Source organism: Streptomyces sp. NBC_00038 (genome assembly GCF_026343635.1).
GTDB lineage: Bacteria > Actinomycetota > Actinomycetes > Streptomycetales > Streptomycetaceae > Streptomyces.
This window is the reverse complement of sequence record NZ_JAPELQ010000001.1, coordinates 8866260-8892944: the sequence shown is the minus strand read 5'-3', so window position 1 is coordinate 8892944 and position 26685 is coordinate 8866260. Positions and strand designations below refer to the sequence as shown.

Below are 26685 nucleotides of genomic sequence, written 5' to 3'. Positions count from 1 at the left end.
TCCGGCGAGGACACCCTTCGAGTCATTGATTCTGGTAGAGGCATTCCGTCCCCGTCGCGCGCCGGGTGACGGACTGCTTCCTCAGGTCGGCGCGGAACTCGTAGCAGCCCTCGAGCCACGCCTGGTCCAGGGGCCGCACCTCGGCGACGACGGTCACCTCGGTGCGCGAGCGCTCCGTGCCGACCGGGACGGCGACCGGGTCGTCGGCGTCGGGCTGCCCCATCGAGTCCGTCCTCGGCAGGGCGAGGGCGCGCTTCAACTCGGCATCCGTCAGGGCCCCGTCGGAGACCGCGCCGTCGAGGCGCCGCTCCACCGCCTCGGCACTCGCGTCGAGTTGGGCCGCCCGGTCCGCCGCCGCCCGCGCGTCCTGCTCACGCTGGATGCGGTGACAGCCGTCCGTCTTCAGCCTGTCGGCGGTGACGTTGCGGGGCTTCTCCGTCGCACGGAACTCGTAGCAGACCTCGTCGCCCCCGTCCTCCGCGGACAGCCAGACCAGGGCGGTCAGCCGGCCGACCGCCACCTCCTGGTCCTCCACCTCGACGCCGACGGTCTCCCAGACCTGGGCACCCTGGACCTCGGTCAGCCCACCGCGGTCCAGCGCCGATCGCAGTTCCACGACCACATCCGCGGCGACCTCCGCCGGCTTGCGGAACCGGTACACCGGCAGATCGCGGCACGTCTCCCGGGACACCTCGTCCACGGAGACGGAACGCCCGTCGACCTCGAAGCGGTAGCAGCCCGTGACCTGGGTACCGCCAGCGAACATGCCGGGCCCGAGCCCCATGAGCTCGGCGGTCACGGTCACCTGCTGCCCCTCCCGACGGACGTACGACATCCTCTTGTTCATGCTCCGCACCGCCCGGTCGATCTCCGTGCCGAGCAGCGTGCCGTCCGCCGCCGCCTGGGTGAGCCGGTCCTTCGCCCCGTCCGCGGAGCTCTCCAAGTTGTCCTGTGCCTGGTCCTCGTAGCGGCCGGGTGCCGTCATGATCCACACCATCACGCCCAGGACGAGTACCAGCGCGATCACCAGCACGGTCAGACAGCCGTTCAGCACGCATCCCCCGCGTCTCGCCATGCCCGCAGGCTTCCCCACGCACGCCTCGCCGGCAGGACCCGTGTCCAACACGTGATCGAACAGGGCCCGGCACGAGACGGGCCGGTTCCGGCACTGCCCGTGCGTCCCGTCACCCGACCGGCGGGTTGTTCACTTGTAGCCTGTCGGCGCCGTACGTCGGGGGGAGCTGACCGTGGAGAACATCCTGGCCGTGGCCATCGGGGCCGCTATCGGCCTCATAGGGGCAGTGTTCGTGTTCGTGGTTCACCGCGCGCCGACAGGACCGCATGTGGCTCCGCGAACAGAAGCTCAAAGCCGGGATCGGCTTCAACACGGCCGTAGTCCAGCTACTGGACCACCTGAAGGAGACCCAGCTCAGTGACGACGGTCCCGGACCCAACGAGTTGACGAACCGGATGCAGGAGGCACGCTCAGCCCTCTACCTGCTCTGTGCCGGCGACACCGTCGATCTGGCCGATGCTCTCGCGCGTCGGGTCTGGAGCACCCGGCCCACCGACGGCAGGGACGACCGCCGGGCCGAGTTCCGCGAGACGTTGGACCTCCTGCGTCGCTTCACGCACCAGCTCCGGCAAGAAATCACCAGATCGTAGGGCCTCGAAGGATCACCGGGCGGACCGGAGGAAGGTGCCTGCGGAGGGCTGACGGACGTGCCTCAGTTCACACGCCACGTGGCGACGGCGACGGAACAAGCAGCGGCAGTTGACCGTTCACCTACATGTGGCTGCGGAGGGGACAGTGTCCCCGGGCCTCACCTACAGCCCATGGGGACGATCGTCCGGCTGAAGCCCCATGGAGCCTTCCGCCGCGAGGCGACCGCCCTCCGCAGATCACCACGCACCGCCCCGGCTGGTCTCCCCCGTCCAGCCGGGGCTTTCTCATTCGGCGCCCCCGGGGTCGTCGTTACCGGCGCCACGCCGCCGAGATGATTCACACATGCGGGATCCCACCTGGCCGTCTTCACGGGAATCTCAGCTGAGACCCCACGGATTCAAAGAAACCACCAATGGAGGAGGCGCAGGATGCAGCGGCAGTGGTGGTCATCCAAGAAAGGCGTGCCGTGGGCGTCCCTGAGATATCGAACCGGACCGAGCGTCCGGCGTGGTCCCGGCGCGGGATCCTCGCCGTGCTCGGTGCCGTGCCGGCCGCCGTTCTGACGGGCTGCACCGAGTCGGCGGACGCCTCTGAGGCGACGGCCGCGTCCGCGGGCACGGCCGCGAGCACCAAGGCGGAGACGAAGGTCAAGGCGCCGACGATCACCGTCACGCCCGCCGACGGTACGAAGAAGGCCGGCTTCACCAGCCCGGTCGAGGTCGCGGTGTCCGACGGCACGCTGTCGGCCGTGAAGGTCACCGGCAACGACGGCTCCACCCTGGCCGGGTCCTACGACGACACCCGTACAAAATGGACGTCGAGCGAGAACCCGTACTCCGGCACGAAATACACGGTCACGGCCCAGGCACAGGGGGCCGAGGAGGAGACGGCGACTTTCACCACCAAGTCTCCCGGCGAGACCTTCGTGGGGTATTTCACCCCCGAGGCGAATTCGACCTCCGGCGTCGGCATGCCCGTGTCGATCAATTTCACGAAGGCCGTGTCCGACCGGGCCGCCGTCGAGAAGGCGATCACCGTGACGGCGGAGCCCGCCGTCGAGGTGGTCGGCCACTGGTTCAGCGACACGCGGCTCGACTTCCGGCCCGAGGATTACTGGGCCGCGGGCACGAAGATCACCCTGAGTCTGCGCCTGAAGGACGTCGAGGGCACCGACGGCGTCTACGGCACCCAGTCCAAGGACGTCGTCTTCAACATCGGCCGCTCCCAGATCAGCACGGTGGACCTGGCGGCGAAGTCGATGACGGTCGAGCGGGACGGTTCGGCCCTCGCCACCTATCCGGTGAGCGGGGGCGACGCCGACCACACCACCTGGTCGGGGATCATGGTGATCAGCGAGCGGTTCAAGGAGACCCGGATGGAGTCCTCCACCGTCGGCCTCGGCGACGAGTACGACATCGCGGACGTGCCGCACGCCCAGCGCCTGACCACCTCCGGCACGTTCATCCACGGCAACTACTGGGCGTCGACGTCGATCTTCGGCAGCAGCAACACCAGCCACGGCTGTGTGGGGCTGCACGACACCAAGGGCGCCGACGACACCGCCGTGGACGGCTACAAGTTCTACAAGAGCTCGATGCTGGGTGACGTGGTGATCGTCAAGAACTCGGGCGAGGACACCGTGGACCCGGCCAACGGCCTCAACGGGTGGAACCTGTCGTGGGCCGACTGGACGGCGGGCAGCGCGATCTAGGGCCTGTCCGGAACGCGCGGCTCCCCGGCCGTACCCCCGCCACCCTTCCTTCACGGCGTGAACTCCCGTGCGCCCGAAGGACTTTACCGACTGCACCTCTTGACGGTCGGAGTGACAGAGAGCACATTGGCGGCGCAGCCGCTTTGAGAGCGCTCTCAAGCGGTCTTCCCCAACACCCGCGCGCCCTCACTCCGTACCCGAAGAGGCACCCATGCGTGAAAACTCCGGCACACCCACCAGACCCCGCCCCTTACGCCGAGCGCTCATCGCCGTGCTCGGCACGCTCGCCCTGGCGGCCACCGCCGCCACGGCCGCCACCCTCCCCGCCAACGCCTCCGCTCCTCCGCCGCCCACCGGCTGGTCCCAGGTCTTCGTCGACGACTTCAACGGGACCGCCGGAACCGGCGTCAACACCGCCAACTGGCAGTACACGACGGGCACGAGCTACCCCGGCGGGCCGGCCAACTTCGGTACCGGCGAGATCGAGACGATGACCTCCAGCACCAACAACGTCTCGCTCGACGGCTCGGGCAACCTCCGCATCACCCCGCTGCGCGACGCCTCCGGCAACTGGACCTCGGGCCGCATCGAAACGGTGCGCACCGACTTCCAGCCCCCGGCCGGCGGCAAACTCCGCGTCGAGTCCCGCCTCCAGATGCCGAACGTGACCGGCGCCGCCGCCAAGGGCTACTGGCCCGCCTTCTGGATGCTGGGCGCGCCCTTCCGCGGCAACTACTGGAACTGGCCCGGCATCGGCGAACTGGACATCATGGAGAACGTCCAGGGCCTCGGCACCCTGTGGGCCACCATGCACTGCGGCACCTCGCCCGGCGGCCCGTGCAACGAGACGAGCGGCATCGGCGGCAACACCCCCTGCACGACCTGCCAGTCGAGCTTCCACACCTACGCCGTGGAGTGGGACAAGTCCACCAGCGTCGAGGAGATGCGCTTCTACCTCGACGGCGTCAACTTCCATACGGTCAGGGCGAATCAGGTCGACGCGACCACCTGGACGAACGCCACGAACCACGGCTACTTCCTCATCCTCAACGTCGCGATGGGCGGCGGCTTCCCGGACGCCTTCGGCGGCGGCCCGGACGCCGGCACGGTGCCAGGACACCCGCTGGTCGTGGACTACGTCCAGGTTCTCCAGTCAGGTGGGAGCGGTACCACACCGCCCCCGACCGGCAACCGTGACGCCTACAGCGCCATCCAGGCCGAGTCCTTCGACGCCCAGGGCGGCGTGGGCACCGAGTCGACCACGGACTCGGGCAGCGGCCAGAACCTGAGCGCGCTCGCGAACGGCGACTGGGCCCAGTACAACGGCGTCAACTTCGGCTCCACGGCGGCCACTCAGTTCGTCGCCCGGGTCGCGAGCGGCGCGTCCTCGGGCGTGAGCGGCCTGGTCGAGGTGCGCCTGGACAGCCGTACGAACGCGCCCGTCGGCAGCTTCGCCGTGGGCAACACCGGAGGCTGGCAGAGCTGGCGGACGGTTCCGGCGAACATCAGCGGGGTCACCGGAACACACACCGTCTATCTGACCTTCACCAGCGGCCAGCCGGCCGACTTCGTGAACGTCAATTGGTTCAACTTCGGACGCTGACCGGACGCTTGGCGAAGGGGCGGGCCACAAGGCCCGCCCCTTTCAGCGCAGTTCGGCCCGGAACCCCGCCGGACTCATGTCCGTGTGCTGAGAGAAGAACTTGGAGAAGTTCGCGGAGTCGGGGAAGCCCACGGCGACACCGATGCGGCCGATGGGGATGTCGGTGTGGGCGAGGAGGCGCTTGGCCTCCAGGATCACCCGTTTGTCGATGAAGCCCTTCGGGGTCTCGCCGGTGGCCGCGCGGACGGCGCGGACGAGGGTGCGGCGGGAGTAGCCGAGGGCGTCGGCGTACGCGCTGACGCTGTGGTTGGTGGCGAAGCCCTTCTCGACCGCGTCCCGGAAGCGGGTGAAGGTGGTGTCGGTCTGCCCGTGCGCCGCCTCGGCGGAGCTGGCGGCGAGGTGGGCCAGGCGGAGCAGGAACGCGGTCAGCGAGTGCCGCAGCACCGATGTGTGCAGGCTGAGCGGCAGCGTGGTGGTGTCGACGTACTCGCGTTCCAGCTGGGCGAGTGAGTGCTCGAGGGCGGCCAGCCGGTCCGCGTCGGGGCGCAGCAGCGGGGGCTGGTCGTAGCGGTAGAGGCCGGTCGCCTCGACGGTGGCCCGCGGCAGGAAGCCGGGCTGCATGGTGAGGACGGTGCCGCGGTAGTCGTCGGTGTTGGAGAAGCGGTGCACCTGGCCGGGGCGGATCCACAGGATGTCGCCCGCGGCCACCTCGTACTCGGCGAAGTCGACCATGTGCCGGACGGGGCCCGCGTGAAACAGCATCACGACGTGGAAGTCGATGCGGTGTACGCGCTCCAGGGGTCCCTCCGCATGCCAGGTGCGGCCGGTCCCCATCGCGCCGACCTGCATGCCGACACCGGAGAGGCTCAGATCGACCGGGAAGGGGAAGGTCCTGATCCCGTCGGTCCCCTCGCCGGTTCCCTGTTCGCTCCCGGCACCGTCTTGGGTGCTTCTGTCTGCCATGTCCCTCTCGCGCCGGCTCGTTCCCGCACTCCGTGTCCCACTTTCACCGAAGGCTGACACACGGGCACCTTCCCCGGCAAAAGTCAGACTTTTAGATTTGAACGCATCAGAGCAGTTATCCCGCTCCTATCGAGGACTTCTTGAAGATGAGCACGCAGCAGAGCCCGCAGACACCTGCCCGCTTCTCCGACGGATTCGAGTGGACCGAGCTGGACCGGCGTGCCGTCGACACCGCCCGTCTGCTCGCTGCAGATGCCGTACAGAAGGTCGGAAACGGCCACCCGGGCACCGCGATGGCCCTGGCCCCCGCCGCGTACACCCTCTTCCAGAAGGTGATGCGGCACGACCCCGCCGACCCGGAGTGGACCGGCCGCGACCGCTTCGTCCTCTCCCCCGGCCACACCTCGCTGACCCTCTACACTCAGCTCTTCCTTTCAGGTTATGAACTCGAACTCGATGACCTGAAGGCGTTCCGCACGCACGGTTCCAAGACGCCGGGCCACCCGGAGTACGGCCACACGGCGGGCGTCGAGACGACGACGGGGCCGCTCGGCCAGGGTGTCGCCAACGCCGTGGGCATGGCGATGGCCGCCCGCTACGAGCGCGGCCTCTTCGACCCCGAGGCCCCGGAGGGCGAGTCCCCCTTCGACCACACCATCTGGGCGATCGTCTCGGACGGCGACCTCGAGGAGGGCATCTCCGCCGAGGCCTCGTCCCTGGCCGGCCACCAGAAGCTCGGCAACCTCGTCTTCGTCTACGACGACAACCACATCTCGATCGAGGGCGACACCGCGACGGCGTTCTCCGAGGACGTACTGAAGCGGTACGAGGCGTACGGCTGGCACGTGCAGCGGATCGAGCCCGCGCTGGGCGGCGACATCGACGTCCACGCGCTGCACTCGGCGCTGAAGACGGCGCAGGACGAGACCGGGCGCCCCTCCATCATCGCGATGCGCACGATCATCGCCTGGCCCGCCCCGACCGCGCAGAACACCGAGGCCTCCCACGGCTCGGCGCTCGGCGCCGACGAGATCGCGGCCACCAAGCGGATCCTCGGCTTCGACCCGGAGAGGACCTTCGAGGTCGCGGACGAGGTACTCGCCCACGCCCGCGGAGCCCTCGACCGCGGCGCCGACGCGCACGCCGCCTGGGACAAGCAGCTCGCCGAGTGGCGCACCGCGCAGCCCGAGCGCGCCAAGCTCTTCGACCGTGTCGTCGCCGGTCAGCTGCCCGAGGGCTGGGAGTCCGCGCTGCCGGTCTTCGAGGCGGGCACCTCGGTGGCCACCCGCGCCGCCTCCGGCAAGGTCCTCCAGGCACTCGGCGGCGTACTCCCCGAGCTCTGGGGCGGCTCCGCCGACCTCGCAGGATCGAACAACACGACCATCGACAAGACCAGCTCCTTCCTCCCGAAGGGCAACCCGCTGCCGGAGGCCGACCCGTACGGCCGCACCGTCCACTTCGGCATCCGCGAGCACTCGATGGCCGCCGAGATGAACGGCATCGCGCTGCACGGCAACACCCGTATCTACGGCGGCACCTTCCTGGTCTTCTCCGACTACATGCGCAATGCCGTGCGCCTCTCCGCCCTCATGCAGCTCCCGGTGACGTACGTCTGGACGCACGACTCCATCGGCCTCGGCGAGGACGGTCCGACCCACCAGCCGGTCGAGCACCTGGCCTCGCTGCGCGCCATCCCCGGCCTGAACATCGTCCGCCCGGCCGACGCCAACGAGACGGCGATCGCCTGGGCCGAGATCCTCAAGCGGCACGCCACGAACCCGGCCCCGCACGGCCTGGCACTGACCCGGCAGGGCGTACCGACCTACCCCGTGAACTCCGATGCGGCGCGCGGCGGTTACGTCCTCGAGGACTCCTCCACCGGCACGCCCGACGTCGTCCTCATCGCCACCGGCTCCGAGGTGCAGCTCGCCGTCGCCGCGCGCGAGCGGCTGGAGGCCGAGGGGGTCGGCACGCGGGTCGTGTCCATGCCGTCCGTGGAGTGGTTCGAGGAGCAGTCCGCCGAGTACCGCGCGTCCGTGCTGCCGCCGTCCGTGAAGGCCCGCGTGGCGGTCGAGGCGGGTATCGGCCTGACCTGGTACCGGTACGTCGGTGACGCAGGACGCATCGTTTCGCTGGAGCACTTCGGCGCCTCCGCCGACGCCAAGACCCTGTTCGCCGAGTTCGGTTTCACCCCGGACAACGTCGCCGCCGCCGCCAGGGAATCGCTGGCCGCGCTCCGCGGTTAATCCGATCGCACGAAGGAAGATGATCACCGTGACCGAAGCAACCGCACCCGCGGCAAACCTGAAGCGCCTCTCCGACGAAGGCGTCTCCATCTGGCTGGACGACCTCTCGCGCAAGCGGATCGCGTCCGGCAACCTCGCCGAACTCATCGGGACCAAGCACGTGGTGGGCGTCACCACCAACCCCTCCATCTTCCAGGCCGCGATCGGCTCCGGAGAGGGTTACGAGGAGCAGCTCGCCGACCTCGCCACGCGCGGGGTGACGGTCGACGAGGCCGTACGCATGATGACGACCGCCGACGTCCGGGCCGCCGCCGACATCCTGCGCCCGGTGTACGAGGCGACCGGCGGCCGCGACGGCCGGGTCTCCATCGAGGTCGACCCCCGTCTGGCCCACCGGACCGCCGCGACGATCGCCGAGGCCAAGCAGCTCGCCTGGCTGGTCGACCGCCCGAACGTGATGATCAAGATCCCGGCGACGAAGGCCGGTCTCCCGGCGATCACCGAGGTCATCGGCAGGGGCATCAGCGTCAACGTCACGTTGATCTTCTCGCTCGAGCGCTACCGCGAGGTCATGGACGCCTATCTGGCGGGCCTGGAGAAGGCACAGGCCGCGAGCATCGACCTCGCGACCATCCACTCCGTCGCCTCCTTCTTCGTCTCCCGCGTCGACAGCGAGATCGACAAGCGCCTCACGAAGACCGGCACGGACGAGGCCCTCGCCCTCAAGGGCAAGGCGGCTCTCGCCAACGCCCGGCTCGCCTACGAGGCGTACGAGGAGGTCTTCGGCTCGGCCCGCTGGACCGCGCTCGCCCCCTCCGGCGCCCACAAGCAGCGCCCCCTGTGGGCCTCGACGGGCGTCAAGGACCCCGCGTACAAGGACACCCTGTACGTCGACGAGCTGGTCGCACCCGGCACCGTCAACACCATGCCGGAAGGAACCCTCAACGCCACCGCCGACCACGGCGACATCCACGGCGACGCGGTGACCGGCGGCTACGCCCAGGCCCGTGCCGACCTCGCGGCCGTCGAGGAGCTCGGGATCTCGTACGACGAGGTCGTGAAGCAGCTGGAGGACGAGGGCGTCTCGAAGTTCGAGGCCGCCTGGGAAGATCTGCTCGACGCGGTGGCGACTTCGCTGCGCGGCAAGGGAGCTGAGGGGGAATGAGCAGGCGTGAGGCGCTTTCCGGCAGTGCCCCGCAGGTTGCGGCCACCGCGACGGCGGGATCTGGTGACACGGCCCTGGAACCGGCCGCGGTAACGGCGACATCGACGGATGCGAGTGCCGATGTGAGTGCCGCGCTCGCTGTCGACCTCGACTGGTCCAACCCCCTCCGCGACCCCCGGGACCGCCGCCTCCCCCGTATCGCGGGCCCCTCGGGCCTCGTCATCTTCGGCGTCACCGGCGACCTGTCCCGCAAGAAGCTGATGCCGGCCGTCTACGACCTCGCCAACCGCGGTCTGCTCCCGCCGGGCTTCTCGCTCCTCGGGTTCGCCCGCCGCGAGTGGGAGGACCAGGACTTCGCGCAGGTGGTGCACGACTCGGTGCGCGAGCACGCCCGTACGGAGTTCCGCGAAGAGGTCTGGCAGCAGCTCGCCGAGGGCATGCGGTTCATCCCGGGCGACTTCGACGACGACACGGCGTTCAAGCAACTGCGCTCCGCCGTCGACGAGTTGGACACCTCGCGTGGCACCAGCGGCAACTACGCCTTCTATCTCTCCGTACCGCCGAAGTTCTTCCCGAAGGTCGTCAAGCAGCTCAAGAAGCACGGGCTCGCGGACGCGCCGGAGGGTTCCTGGCGGCGCGCGGTCATCGAGAAGCCGTTCGGGCGCGACCTGGCCAGCGCGCGTGAGTTGAACAAGATCGTGCACGAGGTGTTCGACCCGGAGCAGGTGTTCCGCATCGACCACTACCTCGGCAAGGAGACCGTCCAGAACATCCTGGCGCTGCGCTTCGCCAACCAGATGTACGAGCCCATCTGGAACCGGTCGTACGTCGACCACGTGCAGATCACGATGGCCGAGGACATCGGCATCGGCGGCCGTGCGGGGTACTACGACGGCATCGGCTCCGCCCGCGACGTGATCCAGAACCACCTCCTCCAGCTGATGGCGCTGACCGCCATGGAGGAGCCGGCCGCCTTCGACGCCGAGTCGCTGCTCACCGAGAAGCTCAAGGTGTTCAAGGCCGTGAAGCTGCCGGACGAGCTGGGCGAGCACACGGTGCGCGGACAGTACGCGGCGAGCTGGCAGGGCGGCGAGCGGGTGCGCGGCTATCTCCAGGAGGACGGCATCGACCCCAAGTCGACGACCGACACCTACGCGGCCGTCAAGCTGGAGGTCGACAACCGCCGCTGGGCAGGCGTCCCCTTCTACCTCAGGACCGGCAAGCGCCTCGGCCGGCGGGTCACGGAGATCGCGGTGGTCTTCCAGCGCGCCCCGCACTCCCCCTTCGACTCGACCGCCACGGAAGAGCTCGGCGCGAACGCGATCGTCATCCGTGTCCAGCCCGACGAGGGCATGACCGTGCGCTTCGGATCGAAGGTGCCGGGTACGTCGATGGAGATCCGGGACGTCACGATGGACTTCGCTTACGGCGAGTCGTTCACGGAGTCCAGCCCGGAGGCGTACGAACGGCTGATCCTGGATGTCCTGCTCGGCGACGCCAATCTCTTTCCCCGTCACCAGGAGGTGGAAGAGTCCTGGAAGATCCTCGACCCGATCGAGGGTTACTGGGAGAAGCACGGCAAGCCCGCGCAGTACCCCTCGGGCAGCTGGGGCCCGGAGGAAGCCGACGAGATGCTCGCACGAGACGGACGGAGCTGGCGCAGGCCATGAAGATCGACCTCACCGACACCACGGCAAGCAAGATCAACAAGGCGCTCGTGAAGGGCCGCCGCGAAATCGGCACACCTGCCGTGGGCATGGTCCTCACGATGGTCATCGTGACCGACGAGGAGAACGCCTACGACTCCATCAAGGCTGCCGAGGAGGCCTCGCGCGAGCATCCCTCGCGCACCCTGGTCGTCATCAAGCGGGTCGCCCGCACTCCGCGCGACCGCACGAACTCCCGGCTGGACGCGGAGGTCCGGGTCGGTTCGGACGCGGGCACCGGTGAGACGGTCGTCCTGCGGACGTACGGCGACGTGACCGACCACGCCGACTCGGTGGTCCTGCCGCTGCTGCTGCCCGACGCGCCTGTCGTCGTGTGGTGGCCGGTGGACGCGCCCGAGATCCCGGTCAAGGACCCGCTGGGCGCCCTCGCGCAGCGCCGGATCACCGACATGTACGCCGTCGAGAACCCGCTGCGTGCCCTGGAGGCCCGCGCCGCCGCGTACGCGCCCGGTGACACCGACCTGGCGTGGACCCGGCTGACGCCGTGGCGTTCGATGCTGGCCGCCGCGCTCGACCAGGCCCGTACGAAGGTGACCTCGGCGGCCGTCGAGAGCGAGGCCGAGAACCCGAGCGCCGAACTGCTGGCGCGCTGGCTGGAGGCCCGCCTCAAGGTTCCGGTCGAGCGTGTCGTCACCGCCGGTCCCGTCGTGACCGCCGTACGGCTCGGCACGAAGAGCGGCGAGATCGTGATCGACCGCCCCGAGGGCCCGCTGGCCACGCTGTCCCTGCCGGGACAGCCCTCCCGCACCCTCGCGCTGAAGGTGCGCTCCACCTCCGAGCTGATCGCCGAGGAGCTGCGCCGCCTCGACGCGGACGAGATGTACGCCGTCGCCCTGCGGGGCGAGGGCACCAAGGAGACCCCCAGTCATGTCTGACTCCCCCAAGCTCACGCGGCGCCCCGAGTGGGTGGCCCTGGAGGACCACCGCGCCGGTGCGCTCCTGCACCCGCAGCTGCGTGAGCTGTTCACCGCCGACCCCGCTCGCGCGGAACGCTACGTCGTCCGGGTCGGCGACCTGCGCATCGACTACTCCAAGCACCTGATCACGGACGAGACCCTCGCCCTGCTCCAGGAACTGGCCACCGCCACCGATGTGTTCGGGCTGCGGGACGCCATGTTCCGCGGCGAGAAGATCAACACGACCGAGGACCGCGCGGTGCTGCACACCGCACTGCGCGCCCCGCGCGACACGGTCGTCGAGGTCGACGGCGAGAACGTCGTCCCCGGTGTGCACGCCGTGCTCGACGAGATGGCCGGCTTCGCTCTCAGGGTCCGGTCCGGTGAGTGGACCGGGCACACCGGCAAGCGCATCCGCAATATCGTCAACATCGGCATCGGCGGCTCGGACCTCGGTCCCGCCATGGCGTACGAGGCTCTGCGGGCCTTCACCGACCGGGAGTTGACGGTCCGCTTCGTGTCGAACGTGGACGGCGCCGACCTGTATGAGGCGGTACGCGACCTCGACCCGGCCGAGACGCTGTTCATCATCGCCTCGAAGACCTTCACCACCATCGAGACGATCACCAACGCGACCTCGGCGCGGTCCTGGCTGCTCGACGGGCTCGATGGCAACGAAAAGGCGGTGGCCAAGCACTTCGTGGCGCTGTCGACGAACGCCGGGAAGGTCGCCGACTTCGGCATCGACACGGCGAACATGTTCGGGTTCTGGGACTGGGTCGGCGGGCGGTACTCGTTCGACTCGGCGATCGGTCTGTCGCTGATGGTCGCGATCGGTCCCGACCGGTTCCGGGAGCTGCTCGACGGGTTCCGTATCGTCGACGAGCATTTCAAGAGCGCCCCCGCCGAGTCCAACGCGCCTTTGCTGCTCGGCCTGTTGGGCGTCTGGTACGGCAACTTCTTCGACGCACAGTCGCACGCCGTGCTGCCGTACTCGCACTACCTGTCCAAGTTCACCGCGTACCTGCAGCAGTTGGACATGGAGTCCAACGGCAAGTCGGTGGACCGGGACGGGAACCCTGTGGAGTGGCAGACAGGTCCGGTGGTCTGGGGCACGCCCGGCACCAACGGGCAGCACGCCTACTACCAGCTCATCCACCAGGGCACGAAGCTGATCCCGGCGGATCTGATCGGCTTCGCCAACCCGGTCGGCGAGCTGAGCGACGAACTCAAGGCCCAGCACGACCTGTTGATGGCCAACCTCTTCGCGCAGGGCCAGGCCCTCGCCTTCGGCAAGACGAGCGACGAGGTACGCGCCGAGGGGGTGGCCGAGGAGCAGGTGCCGCACCGCACCTTCCGCGGCAACCACCCCACCACGACCATCCTGGCAGCCGAGTTGACCCCTTCGGTCCTCGGCCAGCTCATCGCCCTCTACGAGCACAAGGTCTTCGTGCAGGGCGCCGTCTGGAACATCGACTCCTTCGACCAGTGGGGTGTCGAGCTGGGCAAGGTCCTCGCCAAGCGTGTGGAACCCGCCCTCACCGAAGGCGCCGACGTACCCGGCCTCGATCCCTCCACCGCCGCCCTCGTGGCCGCCTACCGCACCCTCCGGAAGAAGTGAACTGACATGCAGCTCGGACTCATCGGCCTCGGCAAGATGGGCGGCAACATGCGCGAGCGGATCCGCCGCGCAGGCCACACCGTCCTCGGATACGACCGCAACCCGGACCTCGCCGATGTCCACAGCCTGGAAGAGCTTGTGGGCAAGCTCAAGGGCCCGCGTGTGGTGTGGGTGATGGTGCCGGCCGGTGCGGCGACCCAGTCCACCATCGACGAGCTGGCCGCGCTCCTGGAGCCCGGTGACGTCGTGGTGGACGGCGGCAACTCCCGCTGGACCGACGACGAGAAGCACGCCGTCGAACTCGGCATCAAGGGCATCGGCTTCGTCGACGCCGGCGTCTCCGGCGGAGTCTGGGGCCTGGAGAACGGCTACGCCCTGATGGTCGGCGGCGACGCCGAGAACATCGCCAAGGTCCAGCCGGTCTTCGACGCCCTCAAGCCGGAGGGCGACTTCGGCTTCGTGCACGCCGGGAAGGTCGGCGCCGGCCACTTCTCCAAGATGGTCCACAACGGCATCGAGTACGCCATGATGCAGGCCTACGCCGAGGGCTGGGAGCTCCTGGAGAAGGTCGGCTCCGTCACCGACGTACGCGAGGTCTTCCGCTCCTGGCAGGAAGGCACCGTGATCCGCTCCTGGCTCCTGGACCTCGCCGTCAACGCCCTCAACGAGGACGAACACCTGGACAAGCTCCGCGGCTTCGCGGAGGACTCCGGAGAAGGCCGCTGGACCGTCGAAGCGGCCATCGACCACTCCGTCCCGCTCCCCGCGATCACCGCCTCGCTGTTCGCGCGCTTCGCCTCCCGACAGGACGACTCGCCACAGATGAAGATGGTCGCGGCACTGCGCAACCAGTTCGGCGGCCACGCCGTCGAGTCGACGAAGTAACCGCCATGGGGGACCTTCTGCTGGTCCGCCACGGCGAAACCGAGTGGAGCGTGTCGGGCCAGCACACCAGCTGGACCGACCTGCCCCTCACCCAGCGCGGCGAGGAACAGGCCAAGTCCCTCGCCCCGCTGTTCGCCGACCGGACCTTCGCCCTCGCGCTCACCAGCCCGCTGGGCCGCGCGATACGCACCGCGGAACTCGCGGGCCTGTACGGGGCCGTACCCGATCCCGATCTGCACGAATGGGACTACGGCGCCTACGAAGGCATCACGACCGTCGAGATACACCGCACCCGGCCCGACTGGTACCTCTGGAACGACGGGGTACCGCCCGGCCCCTCGGGCCACCCCGGCGAATCCCCGCCAGAGGTGGGACAGCGCGCCGACCGCGTGCTCTCCCGCATCGAGACCGCACTCGGCGAAGGCGACGTCGTCCTAGTGGCGCACGCCCACTTCCTACGAGTGCTCGCCGCCCGCCGCCTCGGCCTCCCCGCCGCGGACGGACGCCTGTTCCAGCTCGCCACGGGCACGGTCAGCCGGCTCTCCACGGAGCACGGGCGTCCGGTGATCGCCCAGTGGAACGCCAGAGGGATCTGAGCCTTTCCGCCGTAGGAGCGCGTCAACGCCCCGGTCGCACCGCGTGCTGCGCGGCAAGCCGCACCGGGGCGTTCTGCGCGCCGTAGCCGCGGTAGCCGCCGTCGCGCTGGACGAGTTCGAAGAAGACGCGGCCGACGGTCTCCGTGTAGCAGTGGCGGAACTCGCCGTCGGTGTCGCGGTCGTAGAGGATGCCGAGTTCGCGGTACGTCGCCAGCTCGGCGTCGGTGAATTCGAAGCGGGCGGCGAGGTCGTCGTAGTAGTTGGCAGGCATCTGGAGGATCCGGCCGCCGGCGTCGCGGAAGCGGCGGGCGGCGGTGACCACGTCGTCCGTGGCGAACGCGATGTGCTGGGCGCGGGCGCCGTCGTCGCTGGGGGCCGGGCCGACGGAGAGGGCGATCCGGACGGTGCCGTCGGAGTTGGTGACGGCGCGGCTGCGGTGCAGGCCGTAGGGGTCGGCGACGTCGACGCTTTCCTGCGCGCTCAGCCCGAGCACGCTGTGATGGAAGAGGGCTGCCTCGTCGAACTGGTGCCAAGGCTGGGTGAGGGCCAGGTGGTCGATGCGGGACACCCGCTCCGGGTCCTGAGCGTGCTCCACCGGCTCGAAGTCGCTGGTCCAGCTGGGGTGTTGCGCTCGCCCGGGAGCTGAGAGATCGAGGGCGGCGCAGAAGAACAGTTCGGTGCCGTCGGGTGCGGCCACCGCGTCGAGGGGCGCGTCCTCCAGTGCGCGGCGGCGTGGCAGGACGGGTGCGAGGAGGGATTCGGCGCGCCGGGCCGCGGCGGCCGGGTCCGGTGACTCCAGGCCAATGGCGGCGAGCGCGGTGCCGTCGCGCCGGGCGGCCGGACCGGTGTTGACCAGGACACGGGCCTCGCCCTGCTGCCAGAGGTCCACCGGTTTGCTGCGGTGCCTGGCGGTGCGGGTGAAGCCGAGGGCGCCGAGGACCGCGGAGACCGGTGCGACGTCGGGCGTGACGAGTTCGGCGAAGGCCACGCCGGTGGGGACTACGGGTGCGGGCGGGCTGGCGAGACCGGTCTCCTCCTGGAGTACGAGGAGGGAGCGCCGGGCGTCGACTGCGGTCGGTCCGGCCTCCGCCTGGCGGAAGACGTCGTTGAAGACCTCAGGGGAGAGCGGCCCTTGGTATCCGGCGCGCACCACGTGCCCGAGCAGCCCGGCAATGTCGAAGCCGCCCTGGCCCGGGAAGCAGCGGTAGTGGCGGCTCCACTGAAGGACGTCCATCGCCATCAGCGGCGCGTCGGCCAGCTGCAGGAAGAAGATCTTCTCGCCGGGGATGTCCTCGATGCCTTTCGGATCGGACCCGCGGGCGAGGATGTGGAAGCTGTCCAGGCAGGTGCCGAGGGAGGGGTGGTCCGCCGCCTCGACGATGCGCCAGGCATGGTCGTACGTGCTCACGTGGCGGCCCCAGGCGAGCGCCTCGTACGCCACTCGGATACCGAATTCCTGTGCCAGATCGGCCAGTTGGCGCAGCTGACCGGCCGCGAGCGCGTCGTCGTCCACGGCGAGCGGCGAGACGCTGGAGCACACCAGGACGGTGTCCGCGCCCAACCGTCCCATGAGCTCGAACTTGTGCCGCGCCCGGCGCAGATTTCGGGCGAACTCCTCCCGCGGCACCGCCTCGATGTCCCGCATCGGCTGGTACAGGTCGATGCTCAGTCCGAGGTCGGCCGTCCGCGCCCGGATCTCCTCAGGGAGAAGCGGACTGGCAAGCAGATCGTTCTCAAAGATCTCGACCCCGTCGAAACCGGCCCGGGCAGCGGCAGTGAGCTTCTCGGTCAGAGACCCACTGAGGGAGACGGTGGCAATGGACGTACGCACGTTTACAGCTCCTTCGATGTCGCTTCACCAAAACGGGGGGCGCGGCTCTGTCAGGGACACGGCCCCGATAGGGGCGCGGGGAACTGCGCGAGAAACCCCCACCGGCCCGCACCCGCCGGCGTCACCACAGCCACCCCGCCCACGAGGCGCCCTCAGCTCCGGGCACCGGCAGCACCGGCCAGTTCGGCGATGTCCGCGAGCATCCGCCCGCTGTCGGGTTCCAGCCCGGTGAACAACCGAAAGGCATCCACGGCCTGGAAGACGGCCATCCCACCCCCGTCAAGAGTCGCGCAACCCAGCGCCCGAGCCGCACGCAACAACTCGGTCTCCAACGGCCGGTAGACAACCTCAGCAACCCACAACCCGGGATGCAACAGCGAGGCGGCAAACGGCAGCCCGGGATGCGCGGCCATCCCGGTGGGCGTGGCGTGCACAACACCGTCGGCGCGGGCAAGCAGCCCCCCGAGCGAGTCCGGCGAAGCGGCGCCGGCCCGCCCCTCACCGAAATGCCGGTTCAGCGAGGCGGCAAGCCCCGACGCACGCTCGGGCATCGGATCGACGACGGTGACATGCCCCGCCCCCAGAGTGAGGACGGCGTGCGCGACGGCAACCCCCGCCCCGCCCGCACCCAGCTGCACGACCCGCTCCAGCGGAACATCGGGCAGCCCGCGCGCGAAGGACGCCGCGAACCCGGTGACGTCCGTGTTGTGCCCGATCGCGCGCCCACCCTCGAAGACGACGGTGTTGACCGCGCCGAGCGCCTCGGCCTGCGGGGCGAGTTCATCGAGGTGGGGGATGACCAGCTGCTTGCAGGGGTGGGTGATGTTCAGGCCGTCGAAGCCGAGGTCGCGGCCGGCGCGCACGAGGTCGCCCACCGCCTCCGGGCCGACGCCGAGCCGGTCGATGTCGATCAGCCGGTACAGATAACGCAGGCCCTGCCGGTCGGCCTCCCGTTCATGCAGCGCGGGGGTGAGCGAGGGGCCGATTCCGGATCCGATGAGGCCGACGAGATAGGAGTTCTGGGGCACGGCGGGCCTCCGGGAGCGGCTAGCTAATGTACGAACTGGTTCGTTAGTCATATCAAGCCGTCCGCCGGATGGGAAGGGGCCGGCATTGAGGCGCCCGCCGTCGGACCCTGCTTCTACAATCGCGGACACTGGCCCCTCGCCCGAAGGAACCCGATGACCAGCGTCGAAGAACCGGCACGACCCAACGGGCGCACCCGTGACGCCGCCCGCACCAAGGCCGAGATTCTCGACGTGGCGACCGTGGAGTTCGCGCGGGCCGGTTACGACGGTGCCCGGGTCGACGAGATCGCCGCCCGCACCCGCACCACGAAGCGGATGATCTACTACTACTTCGGCGGCAAGGAGCAGCTGTTCACGGCCGTTCTGGAGCGCGCGTACTCCGTGATCCGGCAGGCCGAACGGGAGCTGGACGTCGAGCACCTGGACCCGGTCGCGGCCATCCGTCGGCTCGCCGAGCTCACCTTCGACCACCACGAGGCGCATCCCGACTTCATCCGCCTGGTGAGCATCGAGAACATCCACGAGGCCGAGCACATCGCGGCCTCCGAGGAACTCGGCAGGATCGGCTCGCCCGCGCTCGACGTGACCGGCCGCATCCTGGCGGCCGGACGCAAGTCGGGCCTGTTCACGGCCGACGTGGACGCCGTGGACCTGCACGCGATGATCAGCTCGTTCTGCTTCTTCCGGGTCTCCAACCGGCACACCTTCGGCGCCCTCTTCGGTCGTGACCTGGTCGCCCCCGACCAGCGGGAGCACTACCGGACGATGCTCGGCGACATGGTCATCGCCTACCTCACGGCGGACCGCTCGGCGGACTGAGAGAGCCCGTGACCCGGACCAGCCTCCGACCCCATCCGGGGAAGATCGTTCGACGTGACCTCTTGACACCCGGGAAACGTGCGCGCAACATCCGTAGCCATCCGCTACTAACTATCCAGTGGGTTAATTAGCCGGGGCGCCCAGCAGTCCAGCAGACGCGCACCCGGCACGGCCGACCCGCCACCCCAGGGCCCCGGCACCTCTCCCCCGCCGCCACTCCCGTCCCCGGAGTTCCCCCGAAGGAGCACGCCGTGTCCGTCCCCGCCGCCCCGCTCGACGCGCCACCCGGCCAGCCCAGGAAAGCCGCCATGGCCGCCTGGATCGGCAGCGCCCTGGAGTACTACGACTTCTTTATCTACGGCAGCGCCGCCGCCCTGATCTTCCCCAAGGTCTTCTTCGACGAGTCGGACCCGGCCACCGCGACCCTCCTCTCGCTGGCCACGTTCGGTGTCGCGTACGCGGCCCGTCCGATCGGCGCGCTGTTCCTCGGCCACTTCGGTGACCGGGTGGGCCGCAAGAAGATCATGGTCTTCACGCTGATCCTGATGGGTCTGTCGACCTTCCTCATCGGCTGCCTGCCGACCCGCGACCAGGTCGGCGGCCTCGCCCCGGTCCTGCTCGTCCTCTGCCGCGTCCTCCAGGGGATCTCCGCCGCCGGCGAGCAGGCCAGCGCCAACTCGATGACGCTGGAACACGCGCCACCGGACCGGCGCGGCTTCTTCACCAGCTTCACCCTCAGCGGCACCCAGGGCGGCCAGCTCCTCGCGACCCTGGTCTTCCTCCCGGTCGCCGCGCTGCCCGACGAGCAGCTGCTCTCGTGGGGCTGGCGCATCCCGTTCTGGGCCAGCGTCGCCGTCGCCGTCGTCGGTTTCGTCATCCGCCGCACCCTCCAGGAGACCCCGGCCTTCACCCAGCAGGCCGCCACCGAGGGCGTCGCCAGGCTTCCCCTCGCCATCCTGTTCCGCGAGCACTGGGCGGACGTCCTGCGGGTCGTCGCGGCCGCTCTCATCGCCTCGGTCAGCACGATCTTCACGGTGTGGGCGCTGGCGTACGGGACGAGTGACTCGGTGGGCCTGTCCCGTTCGCAGATGCTGTGGGTGGGCGCGCTCGCCAACCTGGCCGCCCTCGGCGCGATCCCGCTGTGGGCCAAGCTCTCCGACCGCATCGGCCGCCGTCCGGTCTTCCTGGCCGGCGCCGCAGGCAGCGCGATCATGATGTTCGTCTACCTGTGGGCCATCTCCACGGGCTCCTACCCGCTGATCCTGGTGCTCGGCATCGTCACCTTCGGCATCGTCTACAGCGCGGCCAACGGAGTCTGGCCGTCCTTCTACGGCGAGATGTTCTCCACCCGAGTCCGGCTCTCCGGCATGGCGATCGGCACCCAGATCGGCTTCGCCGTCGCCGGATTCGCCGTCACCTTCGCCGCGCAGATCGCGGGCCCGGACGGCGACGACTGGTCGTCCGTCGCCCTGTTCACCGCGGCCCTGTGCGTCCTGCCGGTCATCGCCGCACTCACCGCCCGCGAGACCCACAAGGTGCCGACCGAGCAGCTCGGCGAGCGCCCGGTCCATGAGCCCGCGGGACGGGAGAAGGTCGCGGCCTGAGCCGCGCTTCTCCCCCTCCCCCCAAGTCCCCGGCGCCCGGCAGGCGTTCGGGGACTCGGGCGTGTGCCCCGGAGTCCCTCCGGCCACGATGGAACTCCGGTCGACTACCGTTGCCCGATCACACGAGTGGCGCCCCGCTGTGAGCTGGGCCGACGGGCACGAGGGGCGGCGCGGGAGCGTGGGACGGGACGGGTGGATACGGGTGCCGGTCGGGGACGACGCGGCCCGGTGGGCCACGCGCGGGCAGGGCCGCCGAGTGCTGCTCGTCGTGCACAACGTCACCTCCGCCACACGGCTCCTGGACGTCCTCCCCCTGTTCCACGACGACTTCCGGGTGCAGTTGCTGGTCACGTGCACGGGGTCGTCCGCGTTCCGGTCGGGGGTCGCCGAGCTGCTCGCCGACACCGCCGTGCCGGTACTGCCCTGGGAGCAGGCGGTGGAGACCCCTGTGTCACTGGTGATCTCCGCGAGCTTCGGCGGCCAACTCCAGGCATTTTCCGGCAAGTTGACCGTCTTGTCCCATGGGATTGGCTACACTAAGAGGCTGGCGATACCGGATACCGGATACCGGATACCGGATACCGGACGCCGAGAGCCCTCGCTCTTGCCCGTCTTCGGGATGTCCCGCGAATGGCTGCTGGGCGAGGACGGGGAGCCGATCGCCGACGCGCTCGTGCTGTCGCATCCGGAGCAGTACGAGAGGCTGCGCGTCGCCTGTCCCGAGGCGGCGCCCACGGCCGTGCTCGCCGGGGACCCCTGCTTCGACCGCATGCTGGCGGCCCGGCCCTACCGCGAACGCTTCCGCCGCGCCCTCGGTGCACGCACCGGCCAGCGGCTGATCCTGCTCAACTCCACCTGGAACCCGGAGTCGCTCTTCGGGGACGGCGGCGGAGATGACGTACTCCCGTCCCTGCTGCCCCGGCTGACCGCGGAGTTGCCGGCCGACGAGTACCGTCTCGCGGCCGTGCTCCACCCCAACATCTGGCACGGTCACGGCCCCGGCCAGATCCGTGCCTGGCTCGACCGGGCCCGGCGCGCGGGACTGACGCTCGTCGACCCGCTGGAGGGCTGGCGCCAGGCCCTGCTCGCGGCGGACGCCGTGATCGGCGACCACGGCTCGGTCACCTATTACGCCGCCGCGCTCGGCACGCCCGTGCTCCTCGGCGCCGCACCCCTGGACGGCCTCGATCCGGACGCGCCGGTGTACGACTTCGTACGGAAGGCTCCACGGCTCGACGCGCGAGCCGCGCTGCTCCCCCAGGTGGAGTCGCTGCTCGCCGCTCACCGCCCACTGCCGGATCCCGCCGGGTTCGCCAGTTCCGTGCCGGGCGAATCGGCGGCCCGGCTGCGCCGCCTCTTCTACGAGATCATCGGCATTCCGGAACCCGACCGGCCGGCGCTCCTCGAACCGCTCCCGCTCCCGCCGTACGAGCCTCCGTCACGCACCGCGCCGCTGCGCGTCCTGACGCGGCTTCTCGGTTCGGGCGAGGTCTCGGTCGTACGCCATGCCGATCCCCGCACCGAGCCGGAGGGGGCCGGCGAGGCGCACACGGCCGTGCACGAGGACACCCGCGACCCCGGCCAACTCGCCCTCGCGGACGTCGTGTTCCGGTACGGGTCGGCGGCCGATCCGCGGTTCGGCTCCCCTGCGGAGTGGACCCGCGAGGTGCTCGTCCGTCTCCCGGGGTGCGCGCTCGCCGCCTTCGTCACGGGGCCGGGCGACTGCACCGTCCGCACCCGCGCCGGGGACTCGCTCCGGCTGACCGGCGAGCCGTCGGCGGCGGACGCCGATCCGGCCGCGTACGCCTCCGCCCTGCACGCCTGGCTGGCGGCGGGCAAGTCGCTGGACGAACTGGCCGCCCAGGGCCTGACCGTGCGCACCGGCCCGGCGGTTCACCGCGTACGGATCACTCCTGAGGACCGGCAGCACTGACGCACCGCTCGCGCAGCGACCGAAGATGCGCGAGCTGATAGGCCGCGTTCTCCTTCGCCAGGGCCGCGACGGCCTCGTCGATCAGTGGCAGCGCCTGCGCGAACTCGCCGCCGTCCAGGCTGGTTTCGGCGAGGTCGGTGAGTGCGCGTGCCGTGTTGTACGCCTCGCCGCTCTCCCGGAAGAACCGCAGCGCGCGCTCCAGCCGCTCCCTCGCCTCGTCACGGCATCCCAGTCCGCGCAGGGCGCGCCCACGGTGGCGTTCCAACAGGGCGCGGGCGCGCGGCAGATCACCCGCGCCCTCGTCGTCGGGGCCGATGCCGTCGAGGACGGCGGCTGCCTCCTCGAAGGAGTCGTACGCCTCCTGCCAGCGCCACTGGCGCAGTCGCAGCAGCCCGAGGAACTCGACGGCGGAGGCGTGTCCGCGTGCGTGACCGGCCGCGTGCTCGTCCCGCGCCGCGGCGAGCGCCTCGGGCTCGGCCTCGTCCCAGCGGCGCAACTCGGTGAGCGTGTGGGCGAGTTGGGCGTGCAGCGATCCGGCCGTCCGGGTGCCGGGGGAATGGGCGTCGGCCGTGCGCGCGCCGATCCGGAGGGCGGGCAGGAGGACGTCGTGGTGGCCTGCCTTGAGCTGGAGCGGCCACAGCGCCCGGCAGAGCCTCGCGACCGTGTCCCAGTCGCGGAACTCCTCGGCGGCGTACACCGCTTGGACGAGATTGCGTGACTCGGTGGCGAGCGCGGCCAGGGCCTCACCCCGGTCCCCGTACCGGAGCGGGGAGGTGCCGGAGGGGACCCGCCAGCTCTCCGGGAGTGCCGCCTGCGCGGCGCCGACCGCCAGGTGCAGATACCCCTCGACGGTCCGGGACACGGCGGCGGAGCAGACGGCGATGCCGTCGGTGGCGGCCGCCGCGGCTTCCGCGTGCGCGCGGACGACGGGACGGTAGTGGTAGCGGCCGGCGCCGGTGCGCTCCAGGAGCAGCGTGTCGGCGAGTTCCTCCAGGAGCGGGGCCGCCTCGGTCTCCTCGATGTCCGCGGCTCGCGCCGCGGCCGCGGCGTCGAAGGCGGGCCAGTCGCGGAGGCCGGTCAGCCGGTAGAGCCGGGCCGCTTCGGGGCGAAGGAGGCGGTAGGAGTCCTCGGCCGCTGCGCGCACCGGATCGCTGACGGTGACCGGCGGCTCCGCCGCTGGGGGTTCGGAGAGACGGGGCGCTGCCGCGCGGAGGGCGTACGGCGAGCCGCCGCAGCGCTCCAGTACGGCGGGCAGCGTGGCCTTGGCCGCGCTGATCGCGGGCTTGCCGGCCAGGTCGGTGAGCAGTCGTAACGCGTCGCGCCGGGCCAGGGGGTCGACCTGGACCGGCAGGGCGTCGATGCCAGGGAACGGGCGACGGGTGACGACGACCGTGAAGACGCCGGGCGCCGGGGTGAGCAGCGGGCGGATCTGCGCGGCGGACTGGGCGTGGTCGAGCACCAGCAGCAGGCGCCGGTCGGCCAGGTGGTGCCCGAAGCGGTCGACGCGGTCCGCCGTGGAGGGCGGTATCTCCTCGTCGGGCAGGCCGAGTTGGCGCAGCAGTGAACTCAGGAGCGCCCCCGCGTCGGTCGCGCCGGGGCCTCGCAGGTCGGCGTAGAGCTGGCCGTCCGGGAAACGGTCCGCCTGGCGCCAGCCCCAGTGCACGGCCAGCGTGCTGGTGCCCATGCCCTCCCTGCCGTGCAGGAGTGCCACGCGGGGGCTGCCGTCGAACGCCCGTGAGGCCTCCTTGTCGAGGAGTTTCAACGCCTTCTGACGGTCCGTGAAGTACCTGGTGGACGGGGGCAGCCGGGGATGTTCTGGCCGGGATCCGGCACCGGGCATCCGTACACCCTGCGCGAACAGGGTCCAGGCGCAGGCGAGTTGTTGATCGCCCTGCACGCGCTCGTGCACCAACTGAGCGACTTGGGTCAGCTGTTCGGCGTTCGTCGGCGCCGCGACCTCCCGGCCCGCGATCCGGCGTACCAGTCCCCCGGTCGACTCCCAGGCCCATCTGCCCGCTTCGTTGGCCATTCCCGATCCGACGGTTCCGAGCACCGCCGAGATGGCCGCCAACGAGATGGGATCCAGCATGCCCCCGCACTCCCCGCTTCCCGCACCCGCGCCCAGCAGGGCGTCCCGCACCTCACACCGATGTCGGGTTCGACCTTACGCGGCATGCGAAGCGCCACGACGACACAACCGGCCCTTTCCAGAAGCCCAGTTGACGGCAGGAAACTCCCCGTGCGGAGCGGCGCGAGTGCCCCCTACCGCTCCGGCGGCGCCTGGTTCGTCGTTCGCGCCCCGTCCAGGAGTGGGCCAAGCTCCCGGGACACAGTCGTCAGAGCGCGTACGTCCCGCTCGGTTCTGGCGATGAGGAGCGCTCCCTCCAGCGCGCTGATCATGAGGGTGGCGAGCGGCTCGGCCCTGTCGTGCGGTACGCCCAGGTCCGTCAGCGCCTCGGCGACCGGGCGGTTCCAGCGGGCGAACGCGGCGGCGGCAGCGGCTCTCGTGGATTCGGTGGACTCCGCGCAGTCCACGGTCGCCGCCGCGACGGGGCAGCCCGAGGTGTATCCGGCTGTCCGGAACTCCTCGGTCCACTGCCGCACCATCGCCGCGAACAGACCGCTCGGCGTCGGCTCCGGCAGCTCGGCGAGGAAGCGGGCGACGCGCTTGCCCGCGTAGCGCCCCGCCCAGTCGACGGCCTCGTTGACCAGCTGCTCCTTGCCGCCCGGGAAGTAGTGCTGGAGGGAGCCGCGCGGGGCCCCGGCGTGCACGGCGACCTCGCGCATGCCTGTCGCGGTGACCCCGTCGCGCCGGATGAGCTGCGCCGCGCTGAACACCATCCGCTCGCGCGGGCCCCGCTCGGAACGCGTCATCGTCGGCCTCCCGCCCTGCCTGCCGTGCATCACGAATCCAGTATGACAGCCGTCATAGATCTGGCTACTATGACAGCTGTCATGGTCATCAGTGGGGGTGGCCCGGCGCACTCGCCGGCCAGAGACGGCGGTGCGGCATGCACGTGGGTTTCATCGGCCTCGGAACCATGGGACAGCCCATGGCACTCAATCTGGCGCGGGCCGGAACCGCCCTCCTCGTCTGGAACCGCACGGCTGCCAGAGCCGAGCCACTGCGCGCGGCCGGCGTCGAGGTGGCGTCCCGTCCCGCCGAGGTCTTCGAGCGTGCACGCGTCGTGTTCCTGATGCTGGCGGACGGAACCGCGATCGACGAAGCTCTGGGACGGGGCACCCCCGACTTCGCCACGCACGTTGCCGGACACACCGTCGTCCACATGGGGACGACGTCGCCGGAGTACTCGCGTGAACTGGAGGCCGACATCCGCGAGGCGGGCGGCCGGTACGCCGAGGCCCCCGTCTCCGGATCGCGGGTCCCGGCCGAGGCCGGGCAGCTGGTGGCGATGCTCGCCGGGGACCCCGCGGCCGTCGGGGAAGTGCGCCCACTGCTCGGGCCGATGTGTCACGAGACGTTCGACTGCGGGCCGGTGCCGAACGCCCTGCTGATGAAGCTCTCGGTGAATCTGTTCCTGATCACCCTGGTGACCGGCCTCAGCGAGGCGTTCCACTTCGCCGACCGGCAGGGCCTCGACCGGAAGCTGTTCCTGGAAGTGCTGGGCGCCGGGCCGATGTCCAGTGCCGTGTCCCGCATGAAGGCCCCGAAGCTGCTGGAGCGTGACTTCGCCGTGCAGGCCGCGGTCCGCAACGTCCTGGTGAACAACGAGTTGATCGCCGAGGCGGCCAGGAAGTCCGGCCTGGCCTCCCCGTTGCTGGACGTCTGCCACGCCCTCTTCGAGGAGACCGTGGCGCTGGGGCACGGCGGGTCCGACATGGCCGCCGTGCTCCACGCGATCGAGGCCCGCACCGACGGGCAGGACGGGGAAGCGTCAGCCGGGAATGCCGTACGCGCGCTCGACGTGGAGCCGTAGTACGAGACGGCGGTCGCGGACCATGGCGGCGCGGTAGTCGTCCCAGTCGGGGTGCTCGCCCAGCACGTCCCGGTAGTACCGGATGAGTTCCTCGACGGTCTCGTCGTGCGGGTCCGAGGCGACGGGCGTCAGATCCGCCGTGCCCTCGGCGACCGTGTACGCCCTCCGGTTCTCGCTGGTCACGTGGTACGAGGCCCGTGCGTCCCGGCGCAGATTGCGGGTCTTGGCGCGGTCGTCGGTGAGTGAGATCCGGATGATGCGTTCGTCGGGGTCGTAGGCATGGCTGACGTTCGACAGTTGGGGCCGGCCGTCCTTCTTGAGGGTGACCAGCACCCCGCCCTTGTACTCGGAGAGCAGCTTGAGCAGTGCGTCCTGCGTCGCATCCTGAGTCATGGCTTGGTCAACGCTTCGGGCAGCGCCGGGCATTCCTGGTAGACACTGTCTACTCAACCT

At 70.3% G+C, this 26685-nt stretch carries 20 protein-coding genes and 1 pseudogene; 14 read left to right on the top strand and 7 right to left on the bottom strand.

Annotation, left to right across the window (positions count from 1 at the left end; all coding sequences use genetic code 11):
* Positions 1-22 precede the first annotated feature (22 nt).
* Positions 23-1075: a hypothetical protein gene (locus tag OG219_RS39865; protein ID WP_266835042.1), complete on the bottom strand. Its 1053-nt coding sequence runs from the start codon at positions 1073-1075 to the stop codon at positions 23-25.
* Positions 1076-1247: 172 nt separating this feature from the next.
* Here OG219_RS39865 and OG219_RS39860 point away from each other — a divergent pair.
* The 3 genes and pseudogenes from OG219_RS39860 to OG219_RS39850 all read left to right on the top strand — a co-directional run bounded on the left by OG219_RS39860 (position 1248) and on the right by OG219_RS39850 (position 4980).
* A pseudogene (locus OG219_RS39860) lies at positions 1248-1665 on the top strand (hypothetical protein).
* Positions 1666-2132: 467 nt separating this feature from the next.
* On the top strand, positions 2133-3377 hold the full coding sequence (locus OG219_RS39855) for an Ig-like domain-containing protein (RefSeq protein ID WP_266835038.1): 1245 nt from the start codon (positions 2133-2135) through the stop codon (positions 3375-3377).
* 211 nt (positions 3378-3588) lie between these two features.
* Positions 3589-4980: a glycoside hydrolase family 16 protein gene (locus OG219_RS39850; RefSeq protein ID WP_266835036.1), complete on the top strand. Its 1392-nt coding sequence runs from the start codon at positions 3589-3591 to the stop codon at positions 4978-4980.
* A 42-nt stretch (positions 4981-5022) separates the two neighbouring features.
* Here OG219_RS39850 and OG219_RS39845 read toward each other — a convergent pair whose 3' ends face one another.
* Positions 5023-5943, bottom strand: coding sequence for an AraC family transcriptional regulator (locus OG219_RS39845; protein WP_266835034.1), 921 nt, complete (start codon positions 5941-5943; stop codon positions 5023-5025).
* Positions 5944-6089: 146 nt separating this feature from the next.
* Here OG219_RS39845 and tkt point away from each other — a divergent pair, with 146 nt between their 5' ends.
* The 7 genes from tkt to OG219_RS39810 are packed head-to-tail and all read left to right on the top strand — an operon-like array spanning position 6090 to position 15079.
* On the top strand, positions 6090-8189 hold the full coding sequence (tkt, locus tag OG219_RS39840) for a transketolase (RefSeq protein WP_266835032.1): 2100 nt from the start codon (positions 6090-6092) through the stop codon (positions 8187-8189).
* Between the two features lie 19 nt (positions 8190-8208).
* Positions 8209-9354, top strand: coding sequence for a transaldolase (gene tal / locus OG219_RS39835; protein ID WP_266835030.1), 1146 nt, complete (start codon positions 8209-8211; stop codon positions 9352-9354).
* Positions 9351-11024: a glucose-6-phosphate dehydrogenase gene (gene zwf, locus OG219_RS39830; RefSeq protein WP_266835028.1), complete on the top strand. Its 1674-nt coding sequence runs from the start codon at positions 9351-9353 to the stop codon at positions 11022-11024. Before tal ends, zwf begins: the two co-directional genes overlap by 4 nt.
* Positions 11021-11956 (top strand): glucose-6-phosphate dehydrogenase assembly protein OpcA, encoded by a 936-nt coding sequence (gene opcA, locus OG219_RS39825; protein ID WP_266835026.1) that lies wholly within the window; start codon positions 11021-11023, stop codon positions 11954-11956. Before zwf ends, opcA begins: the two co-directional genes overlap by 4 nt.
* A complete protein-coding gene (gene pgi / locus OG219_RS39820) occupies positions 11949-13598 on the top strand; it encodes a glucose-6-phosphate isomerase (RefSeq protein ID WP_266835024.1) in 1650 nt (549 codons plus the stop codon). The genes opcA and pgi overlap by 8 nt, the downstream gene beginning before the upstream one ends.
* Before the next feature lie 6 nt (positions 13599-13604).
* Positions 13605-14483 carry a phosphogluconate dehydrogenase (NAD(+)-dependent, decarboxylating) gene (gene gnd, locus OG219_RS39815; RefSeq protein WP_266835022.1) on the top strand — a complete coding sequence of 293 codons (879 nt, stop codon included), beginning with the start codon at positions 13605-13607 and terminating at the stop codon, positions 14481-14483.
* 5 nt (positions 14484-14488) lie between these two features.
* Positions 14489-15079, top strand: coding sequence for a histidine phosphatase family protein (locus OG219_RS39810; RefSeq protein ID WP_266835020.1), 591 nt, complete (start codon positions 14489-14491; stop codon positions 15077-15079).
* Positions 15080-15101: 22 nt separating this feature from the next.
* On the opposite strand, the gene OG219_RS39805 is transcribed toward OG219_RS39810, so the two are convergent.
* Positions 15102-16910 carry a bifunctional sugar phosphate isomerase/epimerase/4-hydroxyphenylpyruvate dioxygenase family protein gene (locus OG219_RS39805; protein ID WP_266835018.1) on the bottom strand — a complete coding sequence of 603 codons (1809 nt, stop codon included), beginning with the start codon at positions 16908-16910 and terminating at the stop codon, positions 15102-15104.
* A 152-nt stretch (positions 16911-17062) separates the two neighbouring features.
* On the bottom strand, positions 17063-17938 hold the full coding sequence (locus tag OG219_RS39800; RefSeq protein ID WP_266835016.1) for a shikimate dehydrogenase: 876 nt from the start codon (positions 17936-17938) through the stop codon (positions 17063-17065).
* Between the two features lie 153 nt (positions 17939-18091).
* Here OG219_RS39800 and OG219_RS39795 point away from each other — a divergent pair, with 153 nt between their 5' ends.
* From OG219_RS39795 to OG219_RS39785, 3 genes are all read left to right on the top strand, one after another.
* Positions 18092-18757, top strand: coding sequence for a TetR/AcrR family transcriptional regulator (locus OG219_RS39795; RefSeq protein WP_266835014.1), 666 nt, complete (start codon positions 18092-18094; stop codon positions 18755-18757).
* A gap of 251 nt (positions 18758-19008) precedes the next feature.
* Complete coding sequence (locus tag OG219_RS39790) at positions 19009-20361, top strand: MFS transporter (protein WP_266835012.1); 1353 nt, start codon at positions 19009-19011, stop codon at positions 20359-20361.
* 178 nt (positions 20362-20539) lie between these two features.
* Positions 20540-22294 (top strand): hypothetical protein, encoded by a 1755-nt coding sequence (locus OG219_RS39785; RefSeq protein WP_266835010.1) that lies wholly within the window; start codon positions 20540-20542, stop codon positions 22292-22294.
* On the opposite strand, the gene OG219_RS39780 is transcribed toward OG219_RS39785, so the two are convergent.
* Positions 22269-24383 carry a tetratricopeptide repeat protein gene (locus OG219_RS39780; RefSeq protein WP_266835008.1) on the bottom strand — a complete coding sequence of 705 codons (2115 nt, stop codon included), beginning with the start codon at positions 24381-24383 and terminating at the stop codon, positions 22269-22271. The two genes, OG219_RS39785 and OG219_RS39780, sit on opposite strands and share 26 nt — an antisense overlap.
* Before the next feature lie 173 nt (positions 24384-24556).
* Positions 24557-25168: a TetR/AcrR family transcriptional regulator gene (locus OG219_RS39775; RefSeq protein ID WP_266835006.1), complete on the bottom strand. Its 612-nt coding sequence runs from the start codon at positions 25166-25168 to the stop codon at positions 24557-24559.
* Between the two features lie 35 nt (positions 25169-25203).
* On the opposite strand from OG219_RS39775, the gene OG219_RS39770 reads away from it, so the two are divergent.
* The gene (locus tag OG219_RS39770) at positions 25204-26232 is read left to right on the top strand and encodes an NAD(P)-dependent oxidoreductase (protein WP_266836392.1); all 1029 of its coding nucleotides are present in this window, start codon (positions 25204-25206) and stop codon (positions 26230-26232) included.
* Here OG219_RS39770 and OG219_RS39765 read toward each other — a convergent pair.
* Positions 26191-26625, bottom strand: a complete 435-nt coding sequence (locus OG219_RS39765; protein WP_266835004.1) for a PPOX class F420-dependent oxidoreductase — start codon at positions 26623-26625, stop codon at positions 26191-26193. The genes OG219_RS39770 and OG219_RS39765 overlap by 42 nt on opposite strands.
* Between the last annotated feature and the right edge of the window lie 60 nt (positions 26626-26685).

Bases quoted from the DNA above. Each gene is read 5' to 3' on its own strand.
- OG219_RS39865 (WP_266835042.1), bottom strand. From the start codon at position 1,075: ATGGCGAGACGCGGGGGATGCGTGCTGAACGGCTGTCTGACCGTGCTG.
- OG219_RS39850 (WP_266835036.1), top strand. From the start codon at position 3,589: ATGCGTGAAAACTCCGGCACACCCACCAGACCCCGCCCCTTACGCCGA.
- OG219_RS39845 (WP_266835034.1), bottom strand. From the start codon at position 5,943: ATGGCAGACAGAAGCACCCAAGACGGTGCCGGGAGCGAACAGGGAACC.
- tkt (WP_266835032.1), top strand. From the start codon at position 6,090: ATGAGCACGCAGCAGAGCCCGCAGACACCTGCCCGCTTCTCCGACGGA.
- tal (WP_266835030.1), top strand. From the start codon at position 8,209: ATGATCACCGTGACCGAAGCAACCGCACCCGCGGCAAACCTGAAGCGC.
- zwf (WP_266835028.1), top strand. From the start codon at position 9,351: ATGAGCAGGCGTGAGGCGCTTTCCGGCAGTGCCCCGCAGGTTGCGGCC.
- opcA (WP_266835026.1), top strand. From the start codon at position 11,021: ATGAAGATCGACCTCACCGACACCACGGCAAGCAAGATCAACAAGGCG.
- pgi (WP_266835024.1), top strand. From the start codon at position 11,949: ATGTCTGACTCCCCCAAGCTCACGCGGCGCCCCGAGTGGGTGGCCCTG.
- gnd (WP_266835022.1), top strand. From the start codon at position 13,605: ATGCAGCTCGGACTCATCGGCCTCGGCAAGATGGGCGGCAACATGCGC.
- OG219_RS39810 (WP_266835020.1), top strand. From the start codon at position 14,489: ATGGGGGACCTTCTGCTGGTCCGCCACGGCGAAACCGAGTGGAGCGTG.
- OG219_RS39795 (WP_266835014.1), top strand. From the start codon at position 18,092: ATGACCAGCGTCGAAGAACCGGCACGACCCAACGGGCGCACCCGTGAC.
- OG219_RS39780 (WP_266835008.1), bottom strand. From the start codon at position 24,383: ATGCTGGATCCCATCTCGTTGGCGGCCATCTCGGCGGTGCTCGGAACC.
- OG219_RS39775 (WP_266835006.1), bottom strand. From the start codon at position 25,168: ATGACGCGTTCCGAGCGGGGCCCGCGCGAGCGGATGGTGTTCAGCGCG.
- OG219_RS39765 (WP_266835004.1), bottom strand. From the start codon at position 26,625: ATGACTCAGGATGCGACGCAGGACGCACTGCTCAAGCTGCTCTCCGAG.